14 protein-coding genes and 1 pseudogene are annotated in these 15960 nt (G+C 53.9%); all 15 read right to left on the minus strand.

Annotated elements, in window-relative coordinates:
- Positions 1 to 122 (minus strand): transposase (locus RRF55_RS26515; RefSeq protein WP_281157729.1); only part of this gene is annotated, 122 nt, incomplete at its 3' end.
- 192 nt (positions 123 to 314) lie between these two features.
- The gene (locus RRF55_RS26520) at positions 315 to 836 is read right to left on the minus strand and encodes a hypothetical protein (protein WP_023282455.1); all 522 of its coding nucleotides are present in this window, start codon (positions 834 to 836) and stop codon (positions 315 to 317) included.
- Between the two features lie 184 nt (positions 837 to 1020).
- Entirely contained in the window at positions 1021 to 1377 is a 357-nt protein-coding gene (locus RRF55_RS26525) for a hypothetical protein (protein WP_071786725.1), read from the minus strand.
- 14 nt (positions 1378 to 1391) lie between these two features.
- Positions 1392 to 1781 (minus strand): hypothetical protein, encoded by a 390-nt coding sequence (locus RRF55_RS26530; RefSeq protein ID WP_021469296.1) that lies wholly within the window; start codon positions 1779 to 1781, stop codon positions 1392 to 1394.
- The gene (locus RRF55_RS26535; protein WP_064153733.1) at positions 1768 to 2028 is read right to left on the minus strand and encodes a hypothetical protein; all 261 of its coding nucleotides are present in this window, start codon (positions 2026 to 2028) and stop codon (positions 1768 to 1770) included. The genes RRF55_RS26530 and RRF55_RS26535 overlap by 14 nt, the downstream gene beginning before the upstream one ends.
- Positions 2029 to 2384: 356 nt before the next feature.
- Positions 2385 to 3784, minus strand: a pseudogene (locus tag RRF55_RS26540) (M23 family peptidase); the annotation flags it as partial.
- Between the two features lie 35 nt (positions 3785 to 3819).
- Positions 3820 to 4182, minus strand: a complete 363-nt coding sequence (locus RRF55_RS26545; RefSeq protein WP_071527865.1) for a hypothetical protein — start codon at positions 4180 to 4182, stop codon at positions 3820 to 3822.
- Positions 4183 to 4188: 6 nt separating this feature from the next.
- The gene (locus RRF55_RS26550; RefSeq protein ID WP_004179554.1) at positions 4189 to 5421 is read right to left on the minus strand and encodes a hypothetical protein; all 1233 of its coding nucleotides are present in this window, start codon (positions 5419 to 5421) and stop codon (positions 4189 to 4191) included.
- On the minus strand, positions 5414 to 7924 hold the full coding sequence (locus RRF55_RS26555) for a type VI secretion system Vgr family protein (RefSeq protein WP_165452886.1): 2511 nt from the start codon (positions 7922 to 7924) through the stop codon (positions 5414 to 5416). The genes RRF55_RS26550 and RRF55_RS26555 overlap by 8 nt, the downstream gene beginning before the upstream one ends.
- A 1-nt stretch (position 7925) precedes the next feature.
- Positions 7926 to 10580, minus strand: coding sequence for a type VI secretion system ATPase TssH (tssH, locus tag RRF55_RS26560; protein WP_040213627.1), 2655 nt, complete (start codon positions 10578 to 10580; stop codon positions 7926 to 7928).
- Between the two features lie 264 nt (positions 10581 to 10844).
- Positions 10845 to 11336 (minus strand): type VI secretion system effector Hcp, encoded by a 492-nt coding sequence (hcp, locus tag RRF55_RS26565; RefSeq protein ID WP_002902160.1) that lies wholly within the window; start codon positions 11334 to 11336, stop codon positions 10845 to 10847.
- Positions 11337 to 11340: 4 nt separating this feature from the next.
- Complete coding sequence (locus RRF55_RS26570) at positions 11341 to 13047, minus strand: OmpA family protein (protein ID WP_032414819.1); 1707 nt, start codon at positions 13045 to 13047, stop codon at positions 11341 to 11343.
- Complete coding sequence (tssL, locus tag RRF55_RS26575; protein ID WP_004176431.1) at positions 13044 to 13733, minus strand: type VI secretion system protein TssL, short form; 690 nt, start codon at positions 13731 to 13733, stop codon at positions 13044 to 13046. Before tssL ends, RRF55_RS26570 begins: the two co-directional genes overlap by 4 nt.
- Positions 13730 to 15073, minus strand: coding sequence for a type VI secretion system baseplate subunit TssK (gene tssK, locus RRF55_RS26580; protein WP_165452885.1), 1344 nt, complete (start codon positions 15071 to 15073; stop codon positions 13730 to 13732). Before tssK ends, tssL begins: the two co-directional genes overlap by 4 nt.
- Positions 15074 to 15082: 9 nt before the next feature.
- A partial coding sequence (gene tssC / locus RRF55_RS26585) for a type VI secretion system contractile sheath large subunit (protein ID WP_148831875.1) occupies positions 15083 to 15960 on the minus strand: 878 nt, incomplete at its 5' end.

The raw sequence follows: 15960 nt of genomic DNA on the forward strand, positions 1-15960 counted from the left end.
CAGTTGTAAAATGTGGCTTCAGAAATGCCCATCTTTCTGCAGACTTCCTCCACCCGAGTGCCGGTTTCGGCCTGTTTCAGCGCAAATGCTATCTGTTCTTCGGTATAGCGGGTCTTTTTCATGGCGATGTGCCTCTCTGTGAGATGGAAGAAAGACCGGAGACTTCAGTTTAGCCTGACACTGTTTTCAGGGAGGAGATCAAAGGTTAAGCGGGATACTTACAGAGAACATTTCCCCAGCAATGGCACTTGAAAAACACAGCATACATATGATTAATGAAAAGTATCTAAACAAAGCTACTGACCTCAATATCATTAAGGACTGGAAGGGAGTATCTTTGATCTTATAGACTGGCAAATGGACCTTCCTAAAAGCCTATAGCTAATAATTCCATCAACATTCAACTCATTCGTAAAGATATGCCCAGGGGCTTTTGAGTCGAACGTATAAATAAATAACTTATTATCTTTCATTGCATAAAAAAGAACTCCATCGAAACCAGAAACTTGATCATCAGAGTAAGATGATAATATTTTGGCAATCTGAGTTCTGGATGATAAATCTGTTATGGATTTTATTAGTATATTGTCATCAATACCTTTTGGGAGCGTATTCAAATATACGTTATCAATATAAGGGGTATAATCATTTTGATCGCACGAAGGAGTGTGAGGATTGTCCACACCGTAATAATTTCTAAAAAAGCCATCAAGGACATATTTATAATCATTTGCAGAAGGCAATGCCTTTACAAGTAAGGATATTCCTCCGGGATCACCTGCTATCACTCTCAATGACAACAACAGTAACATACTTATAGCTATAAAATTTTTCATCGACCGCCACCTTCATCTTTCACAGATTTAGTTTTGCTATCAAATCCGAAAAAATTATTGATTTTACTGAGGGTTGATAATCCATGCTTATCCTCATGAGAAAGTATGATTGGGATCAATTGCTAATGATTCACGAGAAAATTTTTTGCGCTGATAGTAAATAGCCATTTGAAAAAGCATCATTTCATATTGATAAGCTCCCCCCCAATTCATCAAGTGTTTTCTCTCCCGAGAAAAGCTGTCGGCATTTACTGTCAATTACAGCATCATCTTTATCTCTTGGGAATATAATTTTCATTTTTCTTGCTATATCCCACACACCTCGGAATGAATCAACCGCACAATCCAAATCGTTTGGCGCAATATATTCTCCATTGACAGATATTTTCCCTAGATATATTGAACCACCAGGGTAAAACAAGCTATTCTGATCTGGCTCAGATGAGGAATTACTCCAAAAACCTTTGCCTGACAAAAGGTTTTTATTCCCATTAAACTTAGATACTATCGCCTGATATGACCTAAAGTGAGCATCAATCACAACTAATGCCAGAACTAATTTTTTTCAAAATTAACATCTATAATAGAAGAAATTGAATTATTAAAGTAATGAATAGAATGAATTCGAATTGACTGTCCTTTGCAATCTATAAGCTCCTTAACATCAAGATATTTATTTCCTGATGCTAAAAGCACGCCTAAATGATCACTAGTTAGAGAAATACCTCCAGCACCAGAGATTAATGAATCATTCCAATTTTCTATTTTGCATGAGTAATCCGTATTTAATTGATCATCGTGAACATTTACATATCCAGCTTTATCCTTATCTAAATGGATGCTTACACCATCGATATCAATTGTGTTGTAATATCCAGCCCAAGAATTAAGAGCAGTAGCACAAAGCATCATAAACAAAAATGAATTAGTTTTAAACTTCATCATCAATCATCTCTTTTGATTTTTTAGTAGCTATTTTCCTTTCTGCAATTCCTTTATCTGCACCATTTATATTTTTAGTTACTTTCAAAATAATGCTGTCATCATCAGATTTCCCAATTTTGTCCTCATCCATAATTTTGAGAACTTTAGACTTAAAACAAACTATAAAAAAACCACCTGTATCAATACAGTTATATGCATTTTCTGTCACTTTCTGAGGGTTTCCTATTTTTGGTGGTTTTTTCTTCATACCGGCTGGATTTTTTTCTTGTACTCCGGGTCATCCCACCAATATTTATCAAAGTCATTTTTTGACAACCAACCTCGATATACCCAGTAGCTTGAATATGTGTTAAGTCCAGTTAGCATTTTAAACCCTCTACCTCTGAATTTTTGTGCATCTACATCTCCACAGTTACCGTTAATCCAGCTATAGGATCCTGTGATATACCCTCCACGGGAATTGTATTTTTTCCCGGAGAAATAGTTATCCTTCTCGGCTTTAAGAGTTCCGTACCAATGACCTAGCTTAGTAGTTTCATTAAATGTTGATGCTTCAACAATCACACCACCTTGCTGAACACCATCAACAATAATTTGTTGCTGGCTAGTTTCTAACATGGACAATAAATAACCTGATTCAACTGCACCCTGCCCTAAAAAATGACAAATTCTATTTGCATCAGATAAGTTATACTTTCGCATGATTGTATTTATGTCCGCATAGTACTCTAATGTAATATTTTTAATACCTTCAAGTGCATTTTTATTTTTTTTACTAGCATTCGCCGTCATTACTTTTTCAATTACTTCAGAGTCGAGCCAACTACATTTCCTGAAATGTCGAATAAATGATTTTGGCTCAAAATGCCACAACCGGTCAGAACTCAACGCTCCAGAATCAAAGCATAGTGCTTCCGCATGGGATTTAAACTTTGCATAATCGGCTTCCGTCATCGGTTCATGCTCTTCATTTCCCGTTTTCAGCCACGAAAAACGGATGTCGATCGTACTTTTTCCCATTCAAACGGGAAATGACAGATTAGCTTCCCGCACTGGTTATCGAAGTCACCAACTTCGTGAAGTTTCTTGATAATAGCTGAATTACACTGGCTGTTGCTATCACTATCGTCATCTACCATCTGCCAGCCCGTCCAGTGAGGGAAATCAGCGTCACTAAACTTTTTAATACTGGAATCAGCAAGGTTGATCACCCCTTTACCACCCGGGTAATTGACTGTCATCCATAATGGTGCGTCTGCCGGTACCAGTGTTTCATGGTCCGTGTTGATCACTCGCCCAAAGCGAAGTAATTCAAACCCGGCACTTGGGCTCTCCTTATAATTCCGCATCGCGGTTTTATAGAGATTGTATTCGTAGTCATCACCATCTGCATTAACCAGTGGTTCACCCAGCAGATCATATTTTCCGTCAGTCTGCGTATTTTTCTGACGAGTAACCATCGTGCACTTGCCTTGGGCCAGAGTCATGCTGGCATACAGAGGCACATTGCTGGTATATAGTTCAGAAAGTCCGGTGGTAGAAATGCTGTTATCTGCTGGAGCCTTGTCATAAAACTTTGTCTGCGGTGGCAGATAAAAGTGAATATCACCATAAACCGCATCGGTGCGGCCATTCTTCCAAATATCCAGCTCTCCTGTTTTCCTGCCCGTTAGCTTGCTGATGTTGTCATCATCGCAGAAAATCTGGAAATGGAAAGCATTCACTCCATCAACCATGCCTGGAAGGCCTAAAGGATCCTTACGGTAAACTTTATCACCGGCTTTAACAGTTTCAGCCAGCGACTTCAGATGCATGTATAAGGAATAGAAAGCCACTTTTCCTTCATCACCGCTACCGATCTCGGTTTCATGCTTTATGAGCACATAACCATGATTACTCCCCTTTGTATTAGGTTTATCGGCGTTGATGTTGAATGGTGCTAGATCGCGCTTGTCTGAGCTTTTGCGGAGTGAAACGACGGTACCGTCAGCTATCGCCCGCACGCTCTCAGCAGGCCTTCCAAGATGTTATTACCTGTTTATTTCTGAATATTAATCTCATATTGTTTTTCAAAATATTGCCCCGCACTAGCAACAACCCCGCCCCTAATATTAATTGTTACAATCCCTTGCAACTGAGGCTTACCTTCTATAGTAAAGTTATTATATACATATTTTGTGTAATATTTTTTTTCAGAAAATACTAATTTCAATCCAGAATTTGATGGGTGAATTTCATAACTCAGATCAACAACTGGTCCTGTACCTCCAGAGATGGTGATTGGAACATAATATTCCTGATCTATATATCCATCTGGTAACTTATTAGGCTCAAATACAAGGTGATTGCCACAGCCAGTTAGAAAGAAAGAAATTACAAAAGCTCTTAGATAGTGATTCATTTTTAATCATGATATTTTTGTAAATACCATCCCCCCAAAAGTATGGTTTAGAAATTCTCCTAATTTTAATGATACTCGAAGCGAGTTATCTTTAACTTCACCCCATGAAAAAAGTCTCAGCGAGACAAGCTCTTCTAAACTCGTTTCGTTAGTGATACTACCCCCGTTTACTAATTTTAACTTTCCATCCCAAACAATCCAGTGATCTTTGAATGGAACATTTGCGCCTTGTTGGAGCATGCCAGCAGATATCAAACTAAAGATATGGACATCATTACACATTAATGAGTTTAATTTACAAATATCGCTTAAGCTGCTATGGTACAAACTTATATTACTAAATATCTTCTGCGCACCTGCATTCAGCATCCATTTTTCAATATCTCCCCACAAGGTAATTGCAGATACCTTATCTCCAACTGATTCATATTTTAACAAATTATTAGATGAATCTCGCAAGCTGGCCATAGTAATCCAATCAACTGCGGAAACTCGAGGATGACTCGCTCCTGAAAATAAATCATTCACTTTCATCGTGCTAGTGCTTGGCTGAAGTAAAAAAGATCCCAGCGTTGCTTTGCCATGATTCCATAGATCCCAAACCAGTTGCTCGTAAACGTCATATCTATCCATCATTAAACAATAATAAAATGCTGCAGGGCCACATAACATCGAGTAATACTGGTTTGGATAATATTCCCCTTCTGGACCTAACAGGGATGCAGCTTTTCTGGCATCAAGTTCACTTTTTATACTATTTTTCGTAAAAGGGTCTAATGGATCCCCTATTGGATGCTCCAGTGCGACAAAAAACCTTGGAATACAAGTGATTTGCACACTATGAATATTGTCATCCCCGTTATCATTAACCGGTTTTGTCTGCGCCTTTGTCTCAAAATAACAAACATTTTCACGCTTATTTTTAGAATATGCTTGCCCTGATGCCATTTCACCAAGTGTGTACATCTTTTTCGCAGGCGAGGAAAGCACAGAAAACAACTTACCACCGTGCTTGCGATATAAGTTCATTTCCATTATGTAGATTACAGATAACCCATCCTCTGTGTCATTCGTTTCATGGGACTGAGTTTGATAATTTGATGTTACTGGTTGTTGCGCCACTGACAGTAGTATATGTTTTTTATTACTGGCATCAGTTCTGTAAACATTCAGATCGTAAAAAAGGTCGACTGCTGAAACATTCGATTCAATCTTTGTATAAATATTATATTTAGGCATTGATGGCCTCCGGTATCATATGCAGCAGAACATCCTGTATCTGTGCAGAAGTAAACAACTTCGTATACCCCTCGCCATCACTGACACCCTCTAATACCGAGCCATCAGCCAGAAAGGCCCTGTAAGGAGTATTCATCATCGGCACCCCATTATCATCTGTACACAGGTAGCGAATATTATGGCTGCCGTCATTTATCGCATTAGCTAAAGGTGCAATGTCAGGCTTATGCTGCGCTTTTTCCCGCCTGACGTAATACCCGGCCCTTGTTCTGTACTCACCTGCCGTCGCTGATTCAATGCCACTGGCATTGAGCGTGATATAACTTCCCCCGCCGTTTATCGTGACCCGTTTTTTCGCAATAATTTCGATACTGTCTTCCGTGCTGACAATGCTGATTTCCTTCCGGGCAAGCAACGCCATCAGGTCATTCTGCGCCTGCATCTGTACCGGTCCCTGGTTCGCTATCAGCCTGATCCCAAGCTTTCGCACAAACACGCTCAGCGCACTGCCCACCCCGATGAACAGATTTTTCACCACGCTGACGTCTGCATTCTTTCCGGCTGTGGCAATCAGGTTATGCCCGGCTGAGACCTGCAGATGCTCCCCGCTGGTCAGCGCTATCCCCTCCGGCGCGCTGACCAGCAGTACCGATTTTTTGAGGTCTGTCAGCTGCTGCTCCAGCAGGGTAATTTGCGCCTGGAGATCGGCCGGGTTCGCGGTCGCCTTCTGCGCGTCACCGGAGATGGACATCATCTGCTCCCGGGCTTCGGCCAGATTGCTGACCGCCGGCTCCATATCCAGCACCTGCCCCTGAGCCTGCGCCTGTCCGTCCGCGCTGATAAATATCCCTTTCTGTGCCCGGATAGCTCCCCAGCTGTCGGTTCTCAGCTCAAAGCCTTCGCCGCGCGGCTGCCTGTCACTGTCCACCAGGTGCCCCAGGTTCAGCTGGCTCTTGCCGCCGTACTCCGTCGAGAGCTTGATATGTTCTTTCCCGCGCTCATCGTCGAGGCGGATTTTGTTGTTGGCCGGGGTGCGCAGGACGTTACGTTTGTCATTGCGGATGGTGACGTGGTCGCCGTGCGCCGAGTCGTGCAGCACGCCCGCGATATACGGCCGGTCGGGGTTACCATCCTCAAAGCCAATCGCCACCTCCGTCCCCGCCAGCAGCGGCAGGTGCAGGCCGTAAGTGTCTCCGGCATACGGCCGCGACTGACGGACCCACAGGCTCTCGAACCCGGTTTCCCAGCGCGCCCGATCAAACAACATATTCACCCGGTAGCGTCCGTGTTTGTCGATATGCCCGTAGGTGTCGTTTTCCCGGGTGCTGGTCACGCGGGCCGGCAGCGTCCCGGCCATCACCGGACGCGCGCCGGGCTCAGGCCGGTAGCCGACGTCCGGGCTGTCCGGTATGCCGGCAAACTCCACCGCAAAGTCGGCATCGCGCCGGGCGTGGCTGTGCATCGCCGTGATGAGCACGCCATCAGCAAACTCCCCGGCCACCTCCTCTCCGCCGGTGACCTTCAGCACCTGTCCCGGGCAGAGCGTCGGGCAGCTGGTGGTGGCTTGCATCCGGGTCTGGCCGTTAAGATAACGCTCATGCCGAAGCCGGGCGTAAAACGCCCCGGACTCCGGCGCCGGATGGCGGTCATGGGCATTCCCCGCGGTCAGGTAGTTATCTCCCCAGTGGTAAGCCTCACCAAAGGTGGTGGTCTCCCCGCGGGTGACATCCACCTGCGCGTTCATGTCCGCCGTCGCCTCGCGGTAGTTGTAGTCGCGGGTACTGACCTGCTGCTCCACGACGCGGTGGCGGCATGCCATCTCCCACACCGCGTCCACCCCGGCCGACTGCTGCCCTGACGGCGGGACCGAAGGCAACGTCAGCCCCTTCTCATAGCCCTGCTGACTGTCGCAGAACTCAGCGACGTCGATGTGCAGCCGCGTGTCGGCGGTAAACCGAAACCAGATCCCCACCTCACCCAGCAGCCGGGTGATAAAGCGCAGGTCATCCTCGCCGTACTGCATCACCTGCTCGCGGCGCGGATACGTTTTTGTCAGCGAGAACAGAAAATCCTGACCGCGCAGGCCGTGGCGCTCGCGGAGGATTTTTTCCACAATCTGCGGAACGGACTGGTCCTGGTAAATGGCGTTCTGGTGCGAGCGGTTAAGCAGCGCCAGGCGCGGCTGAAGCGTCAGCGCGTAGTGCGTTTCATCCCTGGAGGTACTGAGCCGTTCAAACCCCGTCACCACGCCCTGGATCACCCGCACGGGTTGCTGAACATTGATGCCGAAGCCCTGAGCCACCGGCGCCTGCAGCGTCAGGGAGGCTGCCTTCATCAGCATCATCTCTTTGCTGATGGCATGGTCTGCGCTGGTGAATTCAATACGGTAGCGGAACGGCTGGCTCAGGGCTTCATCGCCCTCGAAGGCCAGCACATCAAGCCCGGCTTCACATCCCTTCACCGAAAGCAGGTGGTGGTTATGGCTGAACAACAACGATTTCACGCTACTCATCGGATATTGTCCCCTCGTCAAACGCCATCACGACGCCTTCCTCTTCGTGATACCCCAGCGTCACCTGGCGCGGTTTCTGCCCCGCCGCCATATGGCTCAATAGCTGCTGACTCAGCGCCGGCAGGATCTGCTGATTGAGCAGACTGTCGACGTTGCGGGCGCCGGTATCCGGCAGCAGGCAGGCCTCGGTCAGCGCGTCGAACAGGCTCTCGCTGAGGGTGGTGGTGATTCCGTAATGGCAAGCCAGACGCTGACTTACCTGCCCGAGCTTCATGCCGACAATGGCGCGCAGCGCTGCCGCCGGCAGCGGACGGTAAATCACCGTCTGGAAGCGGGCCAGCAGCGCCGGCTGGAAGTGGCCGCGCAGTACCGGGCGCAGCAGCTCGTGCAGGTCTGATTCGCTGGCCTCCGGCTGTTCATCCAGCAACTGCATCAGGAGGTCGCTTCCGAGGTTGGCGGTCATCAGGATCACGGTGTTGCGAAAGTCGATTTCACGCCCCTCGCCGTCGCGCATTACCCCCCGGTCGAAGACCTGGTAGAACAGGTTCATCACATCGCGATGGGCCTTTTCCACCTCATCGAGCAGCACCACGCTGTAGGGGCGTTTGCGCACCGCCTCGGTCAGGATCCCGCCCTGGCCGTAGCCGACGTAGCCGGGCGGAGAACCCTTCAGCTGGCTGACGGTGTGCGGCTCCTGGTACTCGGAGAGATTGATGGTGATCAGCGCTTTCTCGCCGCCGAACAGCGCATCGGCCAGGGCGAGCGCCGTTTCCGTTTTGCCGGTGCCGCTCGGCCCGACCAGCAGGAACACCCCTTGCGGACCGTTCTCCGGCGTCAGGCCGGTTTTCGCGGCGCGCAGGCGCCGGGCAATAGCGCTCAGGGCCGCCTCCTGGCCAACCACCCGTTTGCCGAGACTCTCTTCCAGACTCAGCAGCTCCGTCTGCTCATCTTTCATTAGCGAGGAGAGCGGCACGCCGGTCCAGTCGGCAATCACCGTCGCCACGGTGCGGACGTCGACGTCCAGCCCGAGCAGCGGATTGACCTGCTGGACGGCGATAAGCGCGGTTTGTAGATCGCTAATTTCCGCCTGGCGGGAGATATCGCGGCGACAGGCGAGCAGCGCTTCCGTCAGCTGCAGCTCCTGACCATACTGAGTTTCAAGGGTATCCAGCGCCAGAATAAGGCGGATCTCCTCCTGCTCAATGGCCGCCAGCCGATCGCCGCGGGCGCTGTTGCCCAGCGCAATATCTTCCAGCAGCGCCTGCTTCTCCATTGCCAGCGCGGTGAGCTGCGCCTTCATGCGGGTCAGCGGCTCAGGCACGGTATCCAAACTCATACGCAGGCGGGCGGAAGCGGTGTCGAGTAAATCCACTGCCTTGTCCGGCAGCTGGCGACCGGTGAGATAGCGTCGTGACAGCGTCACGGCGGCGCGCACCGCATCATCCGTGATATGCACGCCGTGGTGGTCGGCATAGCGGGACTTCAGGCCGCGCAGCATCAGGCAGGCGGTGTCGTCGTCCGGCTCATCCACCTTGACCATCTGAAAGCGGCGCTCCAGCGCGGCGTCGCGCTCGAAGTACTGCTTGTATTCACTCCAGGTGGTGGCGGCGATGGTCCGCAGTTCGCCCCGGGCCAGCGCCGGCTTCAGCAGGTTGGCGGCATCCGCGCCGCCCGCCTGATTACCCGCGCCGATGATCGTGTGCGCCTCGTCGATAAACAGCAGCACCGGCGAAGGCGACTGCTGTACCGCCTCAATGATATTTTTCAGCCGCTGCTCGAACTCGCCTTTGACCCCGGCGCCGGCCTGCAGCAGACCGAGGTCAAGGGTGCGCACCGACACTGGCTTCAGCGCGTCGGGGACGTTGCCTTCGGCAATGCGCAGCGCCAGGCCTTCCACCAGAGCGGTCTTGCCCACGCCCGGCTCACCGACGAGGATTGGGTTGTTTTTTCGCCGACGGGAGAGAATATCCACCATCTGGCGGATTTCCGTGTCACGTCCGAACACCGGGTCAATCTGGCCGTCTCTGGCTTTGGCGGTGACGTCGAGAGTGAATTTGTCCAGCGCGTTCTGCAGCGCCGGGTTGAGCCCATCCGCATTCAGTTCGCTGCCCGCAGGACGCCCCACAAATTCCACGTCCCCGCCATGGGGCTGCGCCAGCGCCGCTTCCTGCTGCGCTGGCGGACGTTCGTCGGACTGGGCATCAAGCAAGGGGCGCAGGCGTTCCAGCTGACGCTGGCCCAGCGTTAACAGCGGCCACAGGCCATCGCACTGGATCAGATTCTGTTTTTCAACCAGCGCCATCAGCAGGTGAACACTGCGGATCTGCGCTTCGCCGCTGAGCGAGGCAATCAGCCAGGCCTCCTGCATCAGCCTCAGGGTATGGTCAGAGAGCTGGGGACGATGACGTACCGAGCGCGGCTGTTTATCCAGCCAGTTCAGCAGATCCTGCCACAGCGCATCCATATCCCATTCATAGCGCCGCGCCAGCACCGTCAGATCGCCTTCCCCCTGTTCCAGCAGCTTAAGCAGCCAGTGCTCGGGCAGGATCTCGGCATGCGCCCGGGTCTGGCACAGGGAGGCCGCCCCCTCCATTGCGCGGGCACAGCAGGGATTAAGACGGCGTAACAGGCTGGCTGGATTTTCCATGAGATCCTCTCTTATTGTTTCCGGACACGCTACCGCCCGTCGCTGTTCCTGAACAGGAACCCCAAGCGCACAAGGTCAGGCAGACAGATTGTGTTTTTCTTTGCTGAGAACCCGTATCTCAGGCGTTCAGCAAAAAACGGCGGGCAGAGAAACGCTGCCCGCATCAGGCGATCGCCCGCAATAATCCCCGGCCGCAGAGATAACGATGCGGCCGGGATGAGCGAACGTCGCCTGCGCGCCAGCGGCGCGAAATATGACGGGCAATTACGCGGTGGCGCGTTCGTTCCAGCTATCGGAGTGAATGATGTTGCCGTCTTTATAGGTCCAGGTGATCTTCTCGTAGCGCAGCTCAATCTGTTCCAGATGGTTGTGCTTCTCGTAGGCGGGGTTTTTGATGTCGTGCATTAGGGGATTCACTTTCACCACCTTGACGTTCTCAAGTTTGGTATTGAAATACTCCACTTCCTGGCCGGCATCGTTGATTCGGTACCACTTGAACTCAGCGGATTTCAGGGTCTGGCCGGTGGTCACTGCCTTGTACAGGTAGGGGCTGGAGGAGTCGATCTCCTTGGTGAACAGGAACGGCGTATGAATACGCGTGCCGGTCAGTTTGCCGGTGTTGTTATCGGTCGGGATGTACAGGTTATGCTCCTGAGCCACCACTTCGATACTGCCTTCACGATCCTGAACGTCGACAGACCCTTTAATGTCCGCGCCGCCGTCGTCTTTCAGCCAAAGATAAACAGGAATTGCCATGGAATTACTCTCCATTGTGTAGTGAAGCGCCATCATCCTGGGATGACGCAGAGGGTTGGTCCGGTAACCGGCAGGCGTCTACCTGCGGCACCAGACTGATTTCGACACGACGGTTCAGCGCACGGCCTTCCGGCGTATCGTTTGTTGCAATTGGTCGGCTTTCGCCATAGCCCTGAACGGCAAAGCAGCTGTCCGGCACGTCGCCGGTATCGCGCATCCAGTCGCGGACCGATTCCGCACGTTTCAGCGACAATAGCTGGTTGGCTTTTTCCTCACCCACGCTGTCGGTGTGACCCGCCACCACGATCAGCCACCCGGGCCTGGCCTTAATGTCCATCAGCGAGTTGACCAGCCGCTTTGTCGAACCAGGCTTCAGTACCCATTTCCCGGTATCGAATAGCGACATGCTGTCAAGGCGGATGACGTTCGGGGCAACGCGCTGCACCGGCCTGGGCGGAGGCGGAGGCGGCACGTAACCGCGAATCGCCTCCAGCAACGGCAGGCGAATCTGCTCCCCGCGATATAAGCCCAGACTCAGGCGCAGCGGGACGCCGTTACGCGCCCAGCTATCAAGCAGCGCGGCATCTTCACGCAGCACCCTGACAGCGCTGGCTTTTGGTCGATAATCATCCATCGCAATCCGCTCATAACGGGCAATATCGACGCCCACGCGCTGCAGCAGTTGTCGATTGTTCCAGCCACTGCTGAGCAGCGCGGCGACAGCCGCGAGGGTGAAAATCGCGAGCGCCGCGCGCCAGGCCCTGCCTCGTGGCGTGAGTCCCCGTCCCGCCGGTAACTGCGGCAGGATGAATTCCGGCAAAGCTGAAGCGTCCCCGGTGTCGCTCTCATCTGGCTGCCAGCCAGCTACCCGCGACAGGCCGCTATGTCGGGATAACCACGTCGTCCAGGCCGACGATGCCAGACTTCCAGGCAGCGAGGGCCCGAGGCCCCACAGCACGGCCGCAGGGGTCAGAGGTGGCAGGTCGGTATTCTCTTCCGTCAACACGGCATAGACGTGCTGTTCAGACCAGCCCATCAGGCTGTTCATCAGCACCTGCTGCTCCAGCGCGGCCGCCCCGCCGGCGCTTACCCAGGCCGGTACGGAACAGGGGGCGCAGGAGGGCTGCCAGACTTTCACCGCTTCACCCGGTATCGCCGCCTGCCACAACAGGTCGCGACTCATCGCGCTGCCCACCTGCCCCTGCAGCGCCAGCGGTACGGCATACCCCATCTGCTGGCGCAGCTGGCTGAGTTGCCAGCGCAGGGCCAGCAGAGCGCTGGTCAGCGCATCGCTTTGCGCATGCCGCTGCGGGCAGACGCAGAGCAGCACCGACAGCTGAGGCCCCCATTCCGGCCGCTGGCTCAATACCTGGCGCGCGACCTGCTGCAGCTCCTCCGTCTTTTTCACGCGGATCCAGCAGCCCTGTTTGACCACTCGCACCGGTGACGCTGGCGGCCAGACACACGGCAGGTCGCCGCAAACGAGGACCACCGGCTGGCGATAAGCGCCCTCCGGGAGAGGGGCCAGGGTTGATGCGACGTTACGTCCGGTACGACGACTGGCGATGCGCCAGATCCCGATGATCAGGGCCAGCGTGACCAGCAGAATGAGCCACGCCCCCCAGCGGGGAACCGGCAAAAATAGCAGGCACACCAGCGCACTCAGCAGACTGGCCCACAGCGCCAGCCCACGCTGCTGCGCGGGGCTCATTTCACCTCCCCCGGTAACAAGGTCAGCAGCAGGTGATCGAGCCAGTGGTTGAGCCCCCACCACAGGGCGAGTACCACTACCACGCTCAGGCCAATACGTACCGGCCATGGGGCCAGCCAGCCGCTTATCCCCAGACCGGCGCGACTCTCTACCAGTACGGGAGCGGTAGCCGGGCACTGAAAAGGAGGAACACGCTCACCGAGCGCGTTGACCAGCTTCAGGCGCTCGGGGTCGTGGAGGGAGCGAAAGCTGCCAATAAAACCCAGCAGCATCACCCGCTGAAAACAGGTGACCACGGCCAGGTTGGGCGCCGGTTCACGCAACACATCACGCATCCGCTCGCACAGGGTGTCGCCGGCGTCCATGGTGCCGAGGAAGTGCCCCTGCAGCGGAATGTCATACCACTGCAGGCAGGCCTCATCCTCCACGCCGCGACCTTTCACGGCTTCATCGAGCAGCGCGCACTGGGCGGTGAGAATATGCTGACAGCTGGCGTCATCAAGCCCGCTCGCCTTCAGCTCATGTTGCACGCGCTCGACATCAGCGATACAGCGCTGCCATAGCGTGTACCCTTCCTCATCGCGGAACTGCGGGCCGTGGCGCAGGCTGATAACCTGCAGCCAGGTGTTCTGCAGCAGCGCATCAATATCAATGGACGCGGCGTTGCCGCGTTTAGGCTCATTCACGTTCGTAGTACCGCAAAAAGTTCAAGTTCAGGCTCACCGAGCATCCCCGGGACGTAAAACATACAGGTGCCGCTCTGCAGCATTTCCGTTGCCAGAGGGTGGGACACATCGAGGCTGAAATACTGATTTTCCAGACGCAGCGGGATCGCCGCCGGCACATGACGCAATGGCGTGAGGGGCACCCCTGTCCGCGAGGAGTTGACGATGGCTTTGACATGATCCGGACTGCCCACTTTGCACTGGCGCGGAAACTGCTCCTGCAGTTGGGCGACCGGTACCGACGAACGAACCGACAGGTAGTAATCAGCCCCTTCCCGCAGCCGGGCATCGTGCAGACGCGCCTGCCAGAAGTGCAGCCGGGCATCATGCTCCAGGGCAATCGCCACCACCCGCGATGGCAGGCTCGCCTCCAGCAGGTCGCTCAGTAAATCAAACAGCGGCGGAAAAACCGCGTTCAGCTGGTCATGCTGATAGATCGGGACGGCATTCGCCTGATGGGTGAGCGAAAAGGTCAGCAGGCTACCAGCCAGGCGCGCCAGCTCCGGGTAGAGGCGTTCCGGCGGGCTTTGCCGGTAACGCAGAAAGTACCCCAGCACCGACTCGGCGCTGTTCAGCGCATTCAGCAACCAGAACAGAGAGACATCGGCTACGGCAAAATCAGCCATCCGTTCATTGCTTTCGCGACGCATGGCCATCAGGCGCGTCAGACGAGCCCGGAGCTGGATGAGCAGCTGTTCAAGCTGCGTCGCCAGCCAGCGGCTGCCCTGGATCTGCAGCAGCGGCGGGAGAAACGTCTCGTCGATAAGCCAGGCCCCCTGCGAGTCCCGCTGCAGGCGAACAAGCGGACAGGTCAGGTAATCGCTGTTGTCCTGGTGGGCGAAGCGGAGGGTCAGCTCCGGCTGTATGACGGCAATCTGCCGGGTATCATCCCCAAACTGGTTACGGACATCGCGCCAGCGCTGCCGGAAGCGCGCCGGCCTTTCGGCCACCTCCTCCGGCTTCAGACAGTTGCCGCCATTCGCCTGCATCAGGGGCAGCGCCAGCACGATCACCGCCTCGCCGGATGCGCCGTCCAGCGACAGCGCGGACGGCAGCGCATCGGCATTGTCCGTATCAATCATCGTGCCATCCTGGAACCGGACCTGCAGCCTGTGAGCCTGCAGGCGGCCCAGTTTGAGCATCTCTGGTTCGAAGGTCGCCTCAACCACTCCCCAGGGGTGGTTAAGACCCATCCGGGCAATCACTTCCGCAGTCCAGGCTGCATACGCAGCCTGCTGTTGAAAATGCTGAGGCGACACCATAATGCCCCGGCCCCACAACGGACGTTCCGTTTTCATCATCGTCCGAACCTACGCCTTCGCCTTTGGCATCTGGCTAACCAGCGACAGATTGACGTCCATCCCCTCGACCTGGAAGTGCGGCACCGCGTACAGCTTCACGCGGAAGAAGCCCGGGTTATCCTCGATATCTTCCACCACCACGCTGGCATCGCGCAGCGGATGGGAGGCCTGCAGCTCGTCGCCGGGGTCGGTCATTTCGGTCACCAGGCTCCGCACCCAGGTGTTCAGCTCCAGCTCCAGCAGACGCCGGTCCTTGGTGGTGCCGATATTCTCGCGCTGGATCATCTTCAGGTAGTGCGCGATGCGCGACAGCAGGAAGATGTAAGGCAGACGCGCGTTGATACGGCTGTTGGCGGTGGCGTCGGCGGTATCGTACAGCGCCGGTTTCTGCGCGGAGTTGGCCGAGAAGAAGCAGGCGTAATCGCGATTTTTGTAGTACGACAGCGGGATAAAGCCCAGGCTGGCGAACTCAAACTCCCGCGTTTCCGGGATCATCACCTCGGAAGGAATTTTCACCTGGTTGCCGGTGCCCAGATCGTACAGATGGATGGGCAGATCTTTCACCGCGCCGCCGGCCTGCGGACCGCGAATTTGCACGCACCAGCCGTTATTGACAAAGCTCTTCACCATATTGGAAGCGAAGGAGAACGCCGCGCTGGTCCAGAGATACTTTTCGTGGTCCGGACCTTTCACCTGCTCGACATAGTTGAAGCTGCGCACCGGCACGGTGTCCGGACCGTACGGCAGACGACCCAGCACGCGCGGCATCACCAGACCGATGTAGCGGGCATCGTCGGTTTCGCGAAACGCCTTCCAGCGGATATATTCCGCACGATCGAAGTAGTTGCCGATATCCTTAATGGCAGCCACCTCTTCCATGGTCTCTT

Origin of the sequence: Klebsiella sp. K47 (assembly GCF_051858335.1) — a bacterium.
In the GTDB taxonomy this organism is placed as follows: domain Bacteria; phylum Pseudomonadota; class Gammaproteobacteria; order Enterobacterales; family Enterobacteriaceae; genus Klebsiella; species Klebsiella pneumoniae.

Coding starts and splice junctions, on each gene's coding strand:
- RRF55_RS26520 (WP_023282455.1), bottom strand. CDS start 836: ATGAAAAATTTTATAGCTATAAGTATGTTACTGTTGTTGTCATTGAGA.
- RRF55_RS26530 (WP_021469296.1), bottom strand. CDS start 1,781: ATGATGAAGTTTAAAACTAATTCATTTTTGTTTATGATGCTTTGTGCT.
- RRF55_RS26535 (WP_064153733.1), bottom strand. CDS start 2,028: ATGAAGAAAAAACCACCAAAAATAGGAAACCCTCAGAAAGTGACAGAA.
- RRF55_RS26545 (WP_071527865.1), bottom strand. CDS start 4,182: ATGAATCACTATCTAAGAGCTTTTGTAATTTCTTTCTTTCTAACTGGC.
- RRF55_RS26550 (WP_004179554.1), bottom strand. CDS start 5,421: ATGCCTAAATATAATATTTATACAAAGATTGAATCGAATGTTTCAGCA.
- tssH (WP_040213627.1), bottom strand. CDS start 10,580: ATGGAAAATCCAGCCAGCCTGTTACGCCGTCTTAATCCCTGCTGTGCC.
- hcp (WP_002902160.1), bottom strand. CDS start 11,336: ATGGCAATTCCTGTTTATCTTTGGCTGAAAGACGACGGCGGCGCGGAC.
- RRF55_RS26570 (WP_032414819.1), bottom strand. CDS start 13,047: ATGAGCCCCGCGCAGCAGCGTGGGCTGGCGCTGTGGGCCAGTCTGCTG.
- tssK (WP_165452885.1), bottom strand. CDS start 15,073: ATGATGAAAACGGAACGTCCGTTGTGGGGCCGGGGCATTATGGTGTCG.